Below are 15,213 nucleotides of genomic sequence, written 5' to 3'. Positions count from 1 at the left end.
TTATACGTTTGTTCGCTATAGTACACGCGTACCATTGGCTATTTTCACCTGAATGACTGAAAGTTCCTTATCAAATTTTTGTTGATATTCTTTCTCCAATCTTGGTAAAATTGATGCAACCGCCCCCTCTTTAACAATATTGATCGTGCAGCCACCAAAACCACCACCCATCATCCGGGCGCCGATCACTTCGGGGAATTGTCTGACATAATCAACCAGATAATCCAGTTCGGGACAACTGACCTCATATACTTTACTCAAGCCCTCATGGCTCTGAAAAATATATTGTCCCAGCTGTTCAATATCTCCTGAACGTAATGCTTCACAAGACTTCTCTACCCGTTCATTTTCACGGACAACAAAACTTGCTTTGGCGTAGATATCTGCATCTTTATCTTTCACCAGTTCATCCAGCATATCCACTGTAACATCTCTTAGATTTTTAACATCGGGATATTTCTCCCTTACCCATGCAGATGCCTGCTCACATTGCTCTCTGCGTGTATTGTAAGCCGTTGAAGCGAGGGAGTGTTTTACGTTGGTATTCAAAAGAACCACTTCATAACCTTTGAGATCAAGCGGCACGTATTCAAATCCTAAGGAGCGACAATCCAGCTTAATGACATTTTTCTCTTTACCAAAGGCCGAAGCAAACTGATCCATGATACCGCACATCACGCCCGCATAAGTATGCTCTGCTTTTTGTGCGATCTGTGGAATATCAATCTGTTCGACATTTAATTGAAACAATTCACTAAGTGCCAATGTGACGGCACATTCCACTGCTGCCGAAGAGGATAATCCGGCACCCAATGGCACGTCACCATCAATATAAAGATTAAATCCGCCCAATGCAGCACCTCTTTTCTGGTATTGGTCCACTACGCCGAGGATATAATTCGGCCAATGCTTTTCCGAAATAGCGATATCTGTTAATTTGACTTCATGACTTTCCCCGTAGTCTTCGGCATACAACACGATATTATCGTCAGCACGCTTGCTGACAGCAACATAGATCGCCTTATCAATAGCTGCAGGCAGGACAAATCCATCATTGTAATCCGTATGTTCACCGATCATATTGATCCGGCCTGGGGATGATACCACAATAGGATCTTCCTGATATAAACTTTTAAATTTATTTATTATAGTTTCTTTTGCGATCATTCTTACTTAGATTTATAATGTATAGTGGCACAATTCCGCAATTGTTCGGCGGCAATTTCCGGTGTAATATCCCTTTGCGGATTTGCGAGCATCTCATAGCCTACCATAAATTTCTTGACTGTTGCTGAGCGCAATAATGGTGGGTAGAAATGCATATGCCAATGCCACTCTGGATGGTCTCCATCATTGACGGGCGCCTGGTGCATCCCCGCAGAATAAGGGAAAGACGTTTTGAAAAGGTTATCGTATCGTGTGGTCAGTATTTTAAGTATTGCGGCAAAGTCTTCCTTTTCCTTTTCATCAAACCCGGCAATATTCTGCACTGGTCGTTTGCTGACGATCATTGCTTCATAGGGCCAAGCTGCCCAAAAAGGCACCAAAGAAACAAACGAATCGTTCTCATCAATAATACGCTCTTCTTTTCTTAATTCTGCACCGATATAATCTGCTAATAGGGTACGTTGATATTTGTCGAAATATCTTTTTTGCTGAACACATTCTTTTTGAATTTCAACGGGCAAATGATTTTGCGACCAGATCTGCCCATGTGGATGGGGATTACTGCAGCCCATAATAGCTCCTTTATTTTCAAAAATCTGAATATAACGGATCCATTCCACCTTAGAAAGTTCTTCAAATTCTTTCTGCCAAAGGTCAACTACAGCTTTTATCGCAGATTGTTCCATTTCGGGCAAGGTGAGATCGTGGCGTGGGGTAAATGCAATAACTTTGCAGATTCCTTTTTCAGTCTCCGCAATAAACAGCTCGTCCTCATTAAATTCCTGTTGGCTGGTATCTTTCAATAGGGCCGAGAAATCGTTGACGAAAACAAAGCTTTCTTTATAATCGGGATTAATATCCCCATCTGCCCGTTTATTGGTTGGGCACAAATAGCATTTGGGATCATAAGCAGGTCTATTGTCACCCGGTAAATCTTCTACTTGTCCCTGCCATGGCCTCTTGCTGCGATGTGGAGACACAAGTACTTTTTCCCCGGTAAGAATATTAACGCGTGTGTGGGGAGAGTCCCCAAAGTTTAAAGTTGATTGCATGTCATGTATAACTGGTGTACAGAATACACAATATTAGCTTTTTTAAGTAAAAAGTTAAAATTAAAAAGTAAAATTATCTAAAGATGAGTCCAAGCCTTCATACCGCATCCTAAGCCTTAAATTTTGGATCCTGCCCTTTAATCAATTCAAAGACCGTGATTTCAGGAAGGATACCCACACGCCCCGGATACCCTAAGAATCCATAACCGACGTTGACATATAAACGTTTATTTTCCTGCGCACGATATAGTCCCGCCCATTCCTTATAAATATACTGTACAGGGCTCCATTGCAGCATTTCAGATCGAACACCAAACTGCATACCATGTGTATGCCCTGCAAACATCACATCCACATCCGTGTCCAGTACTTGTGCCCGCCAGTGAGAGGGGTCATGGGACAAGAGCAATTTCACGGGCTGTTCCTCCGTTCCAAGCAATGCTTTTTTGATATCACCATGTTTTGGAAAGCGACCGGTTCCCCAGTTTTGGACGCCGACAATACAAAGTTCTTCACCGTCCACTTTGATCTTACGATTTTCATCCATCAACAGATCCCAGCCCATCACTTTATGTACATCGATCACATCTTTTAAGTTCTTCCGCTTCTCGGGCGAATCTTCTTTTCCATAATAGTAATCACCATAATCATGGTTACCCAGTGTAGAGAATACCCCCAGATCAGATTTAACCCGCGCAAAAATATCTTGGTATTCACGCATTTCAGATGCTTGAGCGTTCACGATATCACCTGTAAAGAATGTAACATCAGCCTTTTCTTTTAACAGCATATCTATCCCACCCGTCACAGCAGTCTTGTTATAAAAAGATCCCGAGTGTACATCTGATATCTGTGCGATGGTCATCCCATGGAAAGCCTTTGGCAGATTAGGCAAGTATAGTGGCACCCTTCTAACGCGATAATCGTACGCACCAGAAATAATACCCCAACTTAATGGAATCAGTGGTGAGGCGCCGATTAGAATACCGGCTTTAGTCAAAAATTCGGATCGGCTGATACCCTTAACCGGATTTTCGGGCAATGGATCGCCAGCATCTTCAACAACATCCTCGACAGATTCTTTCTTGCTGAACAGGCGTTTGACCCAAACTCCACCACGGCGGATATCATCGATCAATAAGATTAAAAAGAAGAATATTTTTGAAGCTGCTGTCAGAAAGAAACCAACCAAAATAACAGATCTAACAATCAATGGAATATTGTATTTGGCTGATATAAAAACGCCCAGCAGTAATAGGGCCGAATACGACCACCATAACACGGCGAATATTTTTGTTTTGGGAAATTTAATCTTTGTAGCACGAAGGGCAAAAAAGATATAAAAATCTAAAATGAGTAAAACACATGCATTTACTAACAACATCTTCAATTCGTTTTAATTTTTGGCATTGAGTGCCAATTGCTTCAGAGATGTGATCCACTTTGGATCGTCATTTAGACTTTCCACCAGACAGACTTCCTCTCCACCTAAATTCTTGAATTCATTAGCATATTCCACGCCAATTTCATCAATAGTCTCAATACAGTCTGCCACAAACGCCGGACTGAAGACTAATAGTTTCTTATAACCTTTACTAGCGAGGTCATGCAACAGATCGGAAGTATAAGGTTGTATCCATGGCTCTTTGCCCAATCGGGACTGAAAACACAGGGAATATTGTTCCTTCCGTAAGCCTAATTTTTCAACGATGGTCCGCGTAGTTGCATAACACTGAGAAACATAACAATATGTATTGACATTTGTTTTGCAGGAATCACAACCTGACTCAGGGCATTTCAGCTGACCGGTAGGATCTACTTTGCCGAGCTGTCTGACGGGAAGGCCATGGTAACTAAAAACAAAATGGTCGAAATGTGTAAGATCGTGTTTTCGGGCATGATCTGCAAAGGTCTCAGCCATTAATTCATCCGTACAGAAATTGCTTACAAAACTAATCTCAGGCAGGTAGTTCCATTTGCGAATCAGCTCCATCACCCGGTCGATGACTGAGCCCGATGTTGCCGAAGCGTATTGTGGGAATAAGGGAATAACACGAATGGATTTGAGTAACATCTCTTCCATTTTGTTCAATGCAGCTTCTATAGAAGGGTTTTGGTAACGCATAGCCAGCTCGACATGGTACTCTTCGCCCAGAGACTCCTGCAATAGGTCCCGTTGCAATATACTATAATGCATTAAGGGAGATCCGGTTTCCTTATCCCAGATTGTTTCGTAGATTTTTGCGGATTTTGGTGCACGGGTACGAGCAATAATTCCTTTCACCAATAATGTCCGTTGGAAATAAGGAATATCTATGACGCGAGGATCCATTAAGAACTCGGTCAAATATTTTTTTACGTCTGGAGTAGTTGGACTATCGGGTGTACCTAATTGTACTAAAAGAATACCTTTTTTGGCTTTATTGCTCATAGCCTACAAAAATAAACAAAAAAGCACTTATTGCGGATTCACTCGCGATAATATGAAATATCTATGACGGGTAACTGAAGCTAGAGTGCTTCAAGAGCGGCTTTTACGTCTTTCATCAGCCACATCGGTGTGGAGGTTGCCCCACATATGCCAATACGGTCACCTGTAGTAAAAACGGACGCCTCCAATTCGGCGGGATCGGATATAAAGTAACTTTCAGGATTGGCTTTTTGGCATACTTCAAACAGAACTTTTCCATTGGAAGACTTTTTACCGGATACAAAAACAATTTTGTCGTATTGTCTGGCAAAGGTACCAAGGTCTTCATACCTGTTAGAGACCTGCCTACAGATGGTATCATTCGCTTTGACCTCATAACCTCTCCTGATCAACTCATCTTTGATGGCGTAGAATTTATCCACGCTTTTTGTTGTCTGACTATAGAGGGTAAATGAACTTGGCAAATCGGCATCATCCAGTTCAGTTATATCCTGAAATACGAGCGCTTCATTATTTGTCTGCCCCTGTAAGCCGATGACTTCCGCGTGCCCGTGTTTCCCAAAGATCAAGATCTTTTCGTCCTGATCAAAAGAAGTCTTGATCCGATTCTGCAATTTGAGTACGACTGGACAGGAAGCGTCAATTAAAGTAATATTGTTTTCTAAAGCGATACGATAGGTCTCGGGAGCTTCGCCATGCGCACGGATCAGCACCTTCTCGTTTTGCAAAGTAGGAAGTACAGCATGATCAATGATGCGCAATCCTTTGGCTTTCAATCGGGCGACTTCCTCGTCATTATGCACAATATCACCTAAACAATAGAGGTAACCATCCTCTTCCAAAATCTCCTCCGCCATATCGATGGCGTATACCACTCCAAAGCAAAAGCCTGAATCCTTATCGATGTCTACTGTTAGATTTAATGCCATAACATTACAAAGTTACATATTCATATCGAATATATTTATGGAATAGATTTGTTTACAACTGATTTTTTATTTCCGTTTATTGTCAATTACCTATGATTTTATTACATTTTGTTCGATAAAAAGATTGCCAGCGAAGGAGGAAAGCCAAACTTATGGGTTCAGCACTACTAAACGGAACTTGTTTCACGACACTGAGCAGTTTAAATTAACACACTATGGCGAATAAATTGTTTTTATATAAGCCTAATTATATTGCATATAAAAAGCAATTTATCTAAGTTTGCAAAAAAATTAAAATAATGGCAACTAACAGAACTTTTACGATGATTAAACCTGACGCAGTAGCGAACGGTCACATCGGTGCAATCTTAAACGATATTATTGCTGGTGGTTTCAAAATCATTGCAATGAAATACATTCAATTATCAAAAGAAACTGCTGGTGCATTTTACGCTGTGCACAAAGAACGTCCTTTCTACGGTGAATTGGTAGAATTCATGACTTCAGGCCCTATCGTTGCTGCAATCTTAGAAAAAGACAACGCAGTTGAAGATTTCCGTACATTAATCGGTGCTACGAATCCTGCTGATGCAGCTGAAGGTACAATCCGTAATAAATATGCTAAATCTATCGATGCTAACGCTATCCACGGATCTGATTCTGATGAGAATGCGGCTATCGAAGGTAACTTCTTTTTCTCTCAATTTGAAAGATTTTAGTCATTAGCAGTGCTATAAAAAAAAGCGTTTTACTGTTGTACAACGCTTTTTTTATGGATCATCGTCTTCTTATCTCCACATAAATCCACCAATCCTAAAAAAACGGAGGAATTTATTGATCGCTGTTAGCACCGGTTTCTTAATCTTCCATTTTAATCCGCTTATGCCTGTTGGCGCAGCATCAAAATCTTGTACCGTAGCGTTACCCGTTCTCATATGAGTAGGCGGCTGCATTTTACGTTTCTCAACAACCAGTATACTATCGTAATAATGCAAGGAGTTGACCGAACGTGTAAATTCATTGACTTTCAGCGCGCGTTGTTCTGAATGGTGAGCATTGATGTAATCAATAAAATTCTTACTGTATTCGATAAATGTGCCATTTCTTTTATGTCCACCGCCATAAAAAACCTGGTAAGAGGTATGCAGATCTTCACATAGATAGACCCCATCCTCTTTTACGTGCCCAAATAGTTCTTCAAATGTAATAATCTGTTGCAGCATGGTATGCCCGCCATCATCGATCAGGATATCTATCGGGGGAATTGATTCTTTCACTTTACGCAGGAATTTACGGTCTGACTGAGATCCGATAAAAATCTCGACATTCTCCTCTTCCAGTGCTTTGCAGTTTGGGTTGATATCTACCCCATAGATTTTTGCTTTGTCGCCGAAATATTTCTTCCACATCTGCAGACTCCCGCCCTGAAAGACCCCTATTTCCAGCACGACGATCTCTTTATCTTTGAATTGGCGGAAATGACGGTCATATACATCGAAATAGTGCATCCATTTGTTGATCAGCTTTGCATCGTTATTCCGGAAATATTCCTCTAATTCGTTCATATTAGACACACTATAAATGGTTTAGACAATTTGTATTTTGAAGCTAATTAAATATAATCGAAAAGTCAAGTTTTTTTTTAGTGGAAACGTGCAGGATATACAGAGGGGGATCTTAAATTTGATTCTGCATATCCGGAGAGATCTGAGACAGCAGATGACAGATCACTTGCATGACGAAAATAAATGAGAAGCTGTCAAAAAAGGAAAAGCGCTGCTACGAAGCATGCATATCTGAATGAGTTTCCGGCGTGAAGAATAAAAGAAAAATAGGGTATCCGATCGGTTTTGGATACCCCTTCATATTGGGTCTTATAACAAACTAGAAATTTCTTTTTCCTAGATACTCATCTTCTTTCGCCGTCATCTTTGCTTTATCTGTAGGTTTTTTGTCCGGATATCCACAAAGATGCATAACACCGTGAATAATGACACGATGTAACTCATCGCGCTCGGCGACTTTAAATTTTTGCGCATTCTCCTGTATACGTTCCACACTGATAAAAATATCGCCAGCAATCGTATCTTCATCATCTGACGAATCAAAAGTTACGATGTCAGTATAGGTGTCATGGTTCAGGTATTCTTTATTGATCTCCAACAGATAGGCATCCGAGCAAAGGATAAAGCTCAATTCGCCAACACGCTTAAACCCTTCGCCTTTAATTGCATCAACGATCCATTGGCGGATCTTACCTTTTTCTTTTAGTTTGAAATCTATGTCCTCTGTAAAAAATAATATGCTTTTCATCTGTAACTAAGTATTAATTGAGCGCTAGGGGCCCGGTCTTCATTCCATCTGTTAGATGGATCTTATGATCATCAAATCGGCATTTCCCCATTCATAAAGCTGTTATTTATCGTGAAATGGGGCATGCCATGAATTCTTATTTAAAAGCTGCGTCTATCCATATAACTCTGCAAAATAATCGTCGCCGACACGGTGTCTATCAGGCCTTTCTGTTGACGGTCTTTTTTCTTTTTGCCACTTTGAGCAATGGCTGCGGAAGCCATCTTAGAAGTAAACCGCTCATCAATTTCAACAACTGGGACAGCTGGATATGTCTTTTTCAATTTGCGCATAAATCCTACCACGTGCGAAGCTGATTCGGAGTCTGACCCGTCCAGCTGTCTGGGCTTGCCGACAACAAATGTTTCGATCTGTTCCGTTTGGAGGTAATCCGTTAAAAAAGTCCAAATATCCTGCGGATGTACTGTTGTCAGTGCCGTAGCAATAATTTGCATCGGATCAGTTACTGCAACCCCAATTCGTTTTGTACCGTAATCAAATGCCATTAACCTCATGGAACTATCGTTTTTTTACAAAAGTACAATTTAGATATGAGTATTGAGATATGCGTATTGAGATTCTGCTTTTACAGGCCATAGGGCTATGAAGCACCAGATTTTTTTTATTTTTCGCCCCATAAAACTTCAATTCATTAAAAAAGCTATAACTTTGATAGACTATTAAAAGTATACATGAGAAAAACAGTTATTGCCAGCCTTTTTGTTGCATTTTGCCTATACGCCCATGCCCAGAGCAATTATGAGCAACAAATTTTGGCGCAGCGCAAGGAAAAGGCTTTGGAGTTGGCCAAAGAACAATTTGGCCCGTTGAAGGCGGAACAAGTGGCATCTTTGGATTACTTCCCCGTAAGCGCAAACTATAAAATTAAAGCCAAGATAGAGGTCTTATTTGATGAACCTGTATTTCGTATGCCTACCTATGACGGCACCAGTAACGAATACAAACGCTATGCGACAGTGACGTTTCAATTGAATGGAGCTGAAAGGACATTGAATATTTACCAAAGTGTGGCCTTATTTCAAAATCCTGCTTACAAAAAACATTTATTTTTACCATTTTTAGATCAGACAAATGGCCAGGAGAGCTATAGTGGTGGACGATATATTGACCTATCCACGGATGACATCAAGGGCAGTATCATTGAAATAGATTTTAATAAGGCTTACAATCCATATTGTGCCTACAGTAATGGTTATCGTTGTCCAGTTCCCCCAGTAGAAAACAATTTAGAAACAAAAATTATGGCAGGAGAAAAAGCCTTTCATAAAGCGAAGAATGAGCGTCCCGTTAACCTAAATGGTGGACAGGAATTTACGGAAGCTGATAAGAAGATTATTTTGTCAGGGGATGAAAACACGCTGCTTCGTGTATTGCAAACTACCGATGAAAAAGATTTAAAGGTATTGAAAGCAACAAGCAATGATGTTAAGTACAACGACCCGCTGTTAGAAAAGCTTTCAAAGCGGATGTTTGCGACCGTTCGGGATCCAAATCACCCAGGTGTGGGAATAGCTGCTCCCCAAATTGGCATCAACAAAAATGTCATCTGGGTGCAGCGGTTTGACAAGCCAGAACAACCTTTCGAGTTTTATGTAAACCCAAAAATCTTGTGGCGTTCAAAGCTAAAGCGGAAGGGTGCTGAGGGCTGTCTCTCGATCCCCAACCGTAAAGAAGATGTGTTGCGGAGTTATGCAATCCGTTTACAGTACATCAACAAGGAAGGAAAAGTAATTGAAGAGAATATTGAGGGCTTTACCGCGGTAATCTTCCAGCATGAAACGGATCATCTCTTCGGAATATTATTTCCTGATCGTCTGGAGGAACAACAAAAAGAAAACTATATACCGCTGAATGATAAAATTGATTTTTCCATTTTACCAAAAACCGTGACACCGTAGTTTCAGATTTATTGGACATCTCCATAGTGCGTAACTGGCTATCAACCAAATATGTGCCATCAAAAAGAGCCCCCATGAATTGCTTCATGGGGGCTCAATATTATGGAATCTACTTGAGTTAGATCAATCCTTTTTCTGCCAATAGTTCGGCAACTTGAACAGCATTGGTCGCTGCACCTTTACGCAAGTTGTCGGCTACTACCCACATATTTAATGTATTCGGCTGTGAATCATCACGGCGAATACGTCCCACAAAAACCTCATCCTTACCGTGTGCATCTTTTGGCATTGGGTATTGAAGGGCTGCAGGATCATCGACAACGATACAACCGCTTTGAGCCGCTAACGCAGCACGCACATCATTTAAATCAAAGTCATTTTCAAATTCGATATTCAATGATTCGGAGTGTCCGCCCATAACTGGAATACGTACAGTTGTTGCTGTCACCTTAATTGAATCGTCACGCATGATTTTGTTTGTTTCCAAGATCATTTTCATTTCCTCTTTGGTGTAGCCATTTTCTTGGAATACATCAATATGTGGAATGACATTTAAATCAATCTGATAAGGATAAGCTTTTTCACCTTCTTTACCGGCACGCTCATCCATCAACTGATTGACGGCTTTTACTCCTGTGCCTGTTACAGACTGATAAGTCGAAACTACAACACGTTTAATTTTATATTTATCATGTAATGGTTTTAACGCCACCACCATCTGAATAGTTGAACAATTCGGGTTTGCGATAATCTTATCATCAGCGGATAATACATCGCCATTTACTTCCGGAACGACCAATTTCTTGGTCGGATCCATACGCCATGCCGAAGAATTGTCAATAACCGTAATTCCGGCTTCTGCAAATTTTGGTGCAAATTCTTTGGACGTATCGCCTCCTGCGGAGAACAACGCAACATCAGGTTTCAAAGCAATAGCCTCAGATGGGGTAACCACCTTATACTTCTTTCCCTTGAATTCAATTTCCTTACCCTTGCTACGCTCTGAAGCTACTGGAATCAATTCTGTTACTGGGAAATTTCGCGCCGCCAACACGGTTAGCATCTCAGTACCTACAAGGCCTGTTGCGCCGACTACTGCCACTTTCATTTTTGTCTGTGTTTAAATTGTGTGTATAAAATTTGTTATTTGATTTGTTTTTAGTTGATTCTTGAAGAATGAATTCTTCAAATTTAAAAAATATTCCCTAATTACACTATTAAAATAACAAAATATAGCTCACTATGCTAAAAAAGTCACAAAAATTTCTTTTTTCTGTCTCTAACCACAAAATCATCATACCCTAATCACCCCGATGAGTCCCAAAAAATTGAAGTAAGGATAATTCAAAAAAAATAAAAATTTTCGCTGCTCGTTCAAAAAAAAAGAACAAACGATTGAAACGGTTTAAAATCTCATAAAAACTGCGCCAAGAGTCTATAAATTAACATTTTTAGAAGCGCTTCCTTCGTACCGTACAGTTGCTAGGTAATGAAAAGCCGTTATATTTGCATCATGAAAGAAAGCATTATTATCATTGGTGCAAACGGCCAAATCGGTACTGAATTGGCAATCGCTCTGCGTAAAAAATTTGGTGCAGAAAATGTTGTCACCACAGACATCAGAGAACCTCAAACAAAAAGCCCCGACGAGAATTTTGAAATTGCAAATGTACTTGACAAGAATGGTCTCGACACATTATTTCAAAAATATAAACCTACTCAAGTATATTTATTGGCAGCCATGCTTTCAGCGACAGGGGAGAAATATCCTGAAAAAGCCTGGGAGCTTAATATGAATGGTTTGCTCAATGTGCTTGACCTTGCAGTTATATATAAAGTTTCGAGAATATTCTGGCCAAGTTCCATTGCTGTCTTCGGACCGCATTCACCAAAGGAGAATACAGCTCAATACTGTGTCATGGATCCGAATACAATCTATGGCATCAGTAAGCTTGCCGGTGAACGCCTCATCGAATGGTATCAGGAGCACCGCGGGCTGGATATCCGTAGTGTAAGATACCCAGGTATTATTTCTTGGAAAACAGAACCAGGGGGCGGAACAACGGATTATGCTGTCGATATCTTCTATGAGGCGCTGAAAACAGGTACATACGAATGTTTCCTATCTGAGAATACAGCATTACCGATGTTATATATGGAAGATGCCATCCGCGGCACACTCGAGCTAATGGACGCACCACAGGAAAGTCTGAGCATCCGCCATGCCTATAACCTTGGTGGCATTACTTTTACTCCGAAAGAACTCGCACAAGAAATTAAAAAAATTCTTCCTAATTTTGCAATCTCTTACGTAGCGAATGACCCAAGACAGCAGATTGCCGATTCATGGCCTGCAAGTCTGGATGATTCATACGCAAGCAAAGACTGGAACTGGAAGCCAGCATTTGACATCCAGAAGATGACAGTCGATATGATTGAGAATCTTAAAAACAAAATATAACAATGGGAAGAGCTTTCGAATTCAGAAAAGAGCGGAAATTCAAACGCTGGGCTAAGATGGCCGTACAATTTACACGTTTAGGTAAAGAGATCGCTATGGCGGTTAAAGAAAGCGGCCCGCACCCTGAAACCAACTCGAGACTTCGCACAGCAATACATAATGCTAAGGCTGTAAATATGCCTAAAGATCGTATCGAAGCGGCTATAAAACGTGCTTCGGAGAAAGATTCAAAAGGCTATGAAGAATATGTATATGAGGGTTATGGCCCACATGGTGTTCCGGTTTTGATCGAGACAGCAACTGACAATACCAACCGTACCGTCGGAAATATCCGCAGCTATTTTACAAAAGCTGGTGGTTCATTGGGAAAAACAGGATCATTGGATTTTATTTTCAATCGCAAATCTATTTTCCGTTTTGCGGCTACAGAAGAATTGGATCTTGAAGAATTGGAGCTAGAGCTTATCGATGGTGGTTTGGAAGAATTATACGTTGAAGCTGATGAAGAAGGTAATGATGTTGCTGTAGTACAGACTTCTTTTGAGGATTTCGGTAATATGCAAAAATTGCTGGAAGAGAAAGGTATCGAAGTAACCTCGGCAAAATTAGAACGTATCGCTTTATCGCACTCTGACATTACAGAAGAACAAGCTGCGGATGTGCTGAAGATGATCGATAAAATTGAAGAGGATGATGATGTACAGGCAGTATACCATAATATGGCTTAAGCTGTTATCTCACAAAATATCTAAAAAGAGCGCTTGTCGCTCTTTTTTTATAAAAAGGCTCCTCAGCGCCGTCAGAAAAATTACTACATTTGTAATAGACTATATCAAACTCGTAACAGGATGACATTTGAAGAATTTTTCACGAAAAAGAAAATTGATTTAAAAGCTTTAAAAGCTGCAGATGAACCTTTATTCGAAGAGTTCAGAGCTCACTATTACGCTATGGGGGAGAAAAGTTTTGATCATAGCAAAAAGTTTTGGTTCAACAAGCTTCGTAAGAGCTACCATCTGGCGGAAGAAGAAGCCTCGCTTATCAAAAAACCTGTCCAGAAAGATCATGTTGAGACGGCGCCGGCCCCATCGGAGACCACTGCTGCAAAACCGACAGGTTTCAAACCTAGGTTTAAAGCGACGGCCCCGACTGAGCCTGCTGATCAGAAAGAGGAACCTAAAACAGCCCCGACAAATTCGACCGCAGGATTTAAGCCACGCTTTAAACCAGGCATCACTAAAAATACAGCGACTACAACTGAAACGTCTACCCCGACAGATCCGTCGGACGACACTGCTCCAGAAGCAGCTAAACCGACAGGTTTTAAACCTCGGTTCAAACCGGGTGTGACAAAGGTGGCTGAACCTGTTCAACCGGCAGCTTCAACTTTTGATGAAGCTGGCCCAGCTAATCCATCTGTTAAACCACAACAAGGGAATACTGCTGAAACGGATACCACCGCAGCAAACAAACCCGCAGGTTTCAAACCTAGGTTTAAATCCGGTGTGACGAAAACAGGAAATACGGATTCTTCGCAAACAAAGCCCGCGACTGTAGAGAACACTGTTGACAAACAGCAACAGGAAGCTAGTGAGCAGGAACCAACAATAGCTAAACCATCGGGGTTCACACCTCGCTTTAAGGCAGGGATAACGAAAACAGGAAGTACGGATAACGCACAGGCGGCTGAACCTGTTCAATCCGCAAGCTCTTCGGTAGCGGATGCGACGCCAGCGGATACATCCTCACCTGCAGAGGCTTCGGGCAGTTCAGCAACCGAAATTTCGAAACCCACCGGCTTCAGGCCGAGGTTTAAAGCAGGGATAACCAAAGCAGCAAATACCGACTCGGAACAGCAAGTGGCTCCACCAACAGAAGACCTGAGCGCGAAGCAGACCGTTGATCCTGCACCACAAGCAACGCCAACACTAACGGAAAGCAACATGGCCAAGCCGACTGGTGAACCGCAACAGAACGACGATACGGCGCAGGAACAGGCTACAACAAACAAGCCAACAGGGTTCAAACCTCGCTTTAAAGCGGGTTTAACAAAAATTGATAAAAAGGAAGAATAATTTTCACTACATTTAAACTGATTTTTTTTCAACTAGTTTAATAACTCCGATTAAAACCAAAGACCAATGTTAAAGGAAGAAAGACAAGCATTTATTATACATCAGATCAATCTACACAACAAAGTTTTATCTTCAGATTTAAGTGTGCAACTCAATGTATCCGAAGATACCATCCGACGTGACCTGAACGAGCTTGCAGAAAATGGCAAAGTATTAAAAGTCTATGGTGGAGCACTTTCCAAATCTTTTCAGTTTCCTTTTCAGGACGGAAATGTCTATGCAAAAGAAGCTAAGAAAGAAATTGCAAAAAAAGCAAGCTCATTGATCTCAAATGGCATGACCATATTGGTGGGCGGAGGAACAACCCTGATTGAGCTGGCGCGTACGATTCCAGACCATCTTCAATGTACATTCTTTACGATCAGTCCATTAGTCGCATTGGAACTGGCGGAGAAGCCCAACCTCGAGGTGATCTTGGTCGGCGGAAAGCTGTCACGTAATACAAACATTGTATCAGGCGCACAGGTAGCCAATGAATTGGCAGACCTAAAAGTAGATCTCTGTTTACTGGGCACCAACTCGCTCTCTGTAGAAGATGGGGTAACGGATTCGGACTGGGAAGTCGTACAGATCAAACGCGCAATGATCAAATGCTCTAAGAAGGTTGCTATACTCAGTATCGCGGAAAAACTTAATTCCGTCCAGAAGATGAAAGTAGTACCGCTACGTGATATTTCCTATTTGATTACTGATATCAATCCGACTGATGTTTCCTTAAAAGAATTTGCGAATACAATTGCAATACTTTAATATTGCCGCTCATTTAA

General features: G+C 41.1%; 14 protein-coding genes and 1 pseudogene. 6 read left to right on the top strand and 9 right to left on the bottom strand.

The features are described from left to right. Positions 1-15: 15 nt before the first annotated feature. From galK to HMAT_RS14625, 5 genes are all read right to left on the bottom strand, one after another. Positions 16-1,167 carry a galactokinase gene (gene galK, locus HMAT_RS14645; RefSeq protein ID WP_104383606.1) on the bottom strand — a complete coding sequence of 384 codons (1,152 nt, stop codon included), beginning with the start codon at positions 1,165-1,167 and terminating at the stop codon, positions 16-18. A gap of 2 nt (positions 1,168-1,169) precedes the next feature. Next, positions 1,170-2,219: a UDP-glucose--hexose-1-phosphate uridylyltransferase gene (locus HMAT_RS14640; RefSeq protein ID WP_104383605.1), complete on the bottom strand. Its 1,050-nt coding sequence runs from the start codon at positions 2,217-2,219 to the stop codon at positions 1,170-1,172. Positions 2,220-2,328: 109 nt separating this feature from the next. Beyond that, positions 2,329-3,603, bottom strand: coding sequence for a metallophosphoesterase (locus tag HMAT_RS14635; protein ID WP_104383604.1), 1,275 nt, complete (start codon positions 3,601-3,603; stop codon positions 2,329-2,331). Between the two features lie 12 nt (positions 3,604-3,615). Beyond that, positions 3,616-4,650: a ferrochelatase gene (gene hemH, locus HMAT_RS14630; RefSeq protein WP_104383603.1), complete on the bottom strand. Its 1,035-nt coding sequence runs from the start codon at positions 4,648-4,650 to the stop codon at positions 3,616-3,618. Between the two features lie 80 nt (positions 4,651-4,730). Next, positions 4,731-5,579: a 4-hydroxy-3-methylbut-2-enyl diphosphate reductase gene (locus HMAT_RS14625; RefSeq protein ID WP_104383602.1), complete on the bottom strand. Its 849-nt coding sequence runs from the start codon at positions 5,577-5,579 to the stop codon at positions 4,731-4,733. A 299-nt stretch (positions 5,580-5,878) separates the two neighbouring features. Between HMAT_RS14625 and HMAT_RS14620 the strand changes: the two genes are divergently transcribed. Beyond that, on the top strand, positions 5,879-6,298 hold the full coding sequence (locus tag HMAT_RS14620) for a nucleoside-diphosphate kinase (RefSeq protein WP_077437233.1): 420 nt from the start codon (positions 5,879-5,881) through the stop codon (positions 6,296-6,298). 441 nt (positions 6,299-6,739) lie between these two features. Here HMAT_RS14620 and HMAT_RS27775 read toward each other — a convergent pair. From HMAT_RS27775 to ruvX, 3 genes and pseudogenes are all read right to left on the bottom strand, one after another. After that, a pseudogene (locus HMAT_RS27775) lies at positions 6,740-7,087 on the bottom strand (SAM-dependent methyltransferase); the annotation flags it as partial. A gap of 376 nt (positions 7,088-7,463) precedes the next feature. Next, entirely contained in the window at positions 7,464-7,892 is a 429-nt protein-coding gene (ybeY, locus tag HMAT_RS14610; RefSeq protein ID WP_104383601.1) for an rRNA maturation RNase YbeY, read from the bottom strand. A 140-nt stretch (positions 7,893-8,032) separates the two neighbouring features. Continuing rightward, positions 8,033-8,446, bottom strand: a complete 414-nt coding sequence (ruvX, locus tag HMAT_RS14605) for a Holliday junction resolvase RuvX (RefSeq protein ID WP_104383600.1) — start codon at positions 8,444-8,446, stop codon at positions 8,033-8,035. Positions 8,447-8,623: 177 nt separating this feature from the next. Here ruvX and def point away from each other — a divergent pair, with 177 nt between their 5' ends. Next, positions 8,624-9,850, top strand: a complete 1,227-nt coding sequence (def, locus tag HMAT_RS14600; protein WP_104383599.1) for a peptide deformylase — start codon at positions 8,624-8,626, stop codon at positions 9,848-9,850. A gap of 118 nt (positions 9,851-9,968) precedes the next feature. Here the strand turns inward: def and HMAT_RS14595 are convergent, their stop codons facing one another. Beyond that, a complete protein-coding gene (locus HMAT_RS14595) occupies positions 9,969-10,958 on the bottom strand; it encodes an aspartate-semialdehyde dehydrogenase (RefSeq protein WP_104383598.1) in 990 nt (329 codons plus the stop codon). A gap of 405 nt (positions 10,959-11,363) precedes the next feature. Here HMAT_RS14595 and HMAT_RS14590 point away from each other — a divergent pair, with 405 nt between their 5' ends. The 4 genes from HMAT_RS14590 to HMAT_RS14575 all read left to right on the top strand — a co-directional run bounded on the left by HMAT_RS14590 (position 11,364) and on the right by HMAT_RS14575 (position 15,196). Then, a complete protein-coding gene (locus HMAT_RS14590; RefSeq protein ID WP_104383597.1) occupies positions 11,364-12,311 on the top strand; it encodes an NAD-dependent epimerase/dehydratase family protein in 948 nt (315 codons plus the stop codon). A 2-nt stretch (positions 12,312-12,313) separates the two neighbouring features. Continuing rightward, a complete protein-coding gene (locus HMAT_RS14585; RefSeq protein WP_104383596.1) occupies positions 12,314-13,039 on the top strand; it encodes a YebC/PmpR family DNA-binding transcriptional regulator in 726 nt (241 codons plus the stop codon). A gap of 120 nt (positions 13,040-13,159) precedes the next feature. After that, on the top strand, positions 13,160-14,386 hold the full coding sequence (locus HMAT_RS14580) for a hypothetical protein (RefSeq protein ID WP_104383595.1): 1,227 nt from the start codon (positions 13,160-13,162) through the stop codon (positions 14,384-14,386). 66 nt (positions 14,387-14,452) lie between these two features. Continuing rightward, on the top strand, positions 14,453-15,196 hold the full coding sequence (locus tag HMAT_RS14575; RefSeq protein ID WP_104383594.1) for a DeoR/GlpR family DNA-binding transcription regulator: 744 nt from the start codon (positions 14,453-14,455) through the stop codon (positions 15,194-15,196). The last annotated feature ends 17 nt before the right edge of the window (positions 15,197-15,213 follow it).

The sequence above is a fragment of the Sphingobacterium sp. HMA12 genome, assembly GCF_002933815.1.
Classification (GTDB): domain Bacteria; phylum Bacteroidota; class Bacteroidia; order Sphingobacteriales; family Sphingobacteriaceae; genus Sphingobacterium.
Note: the sequence above shows the minus strand (reverse complement) of the source record. Positions and strands in the feature narration are given on the sequence as shown.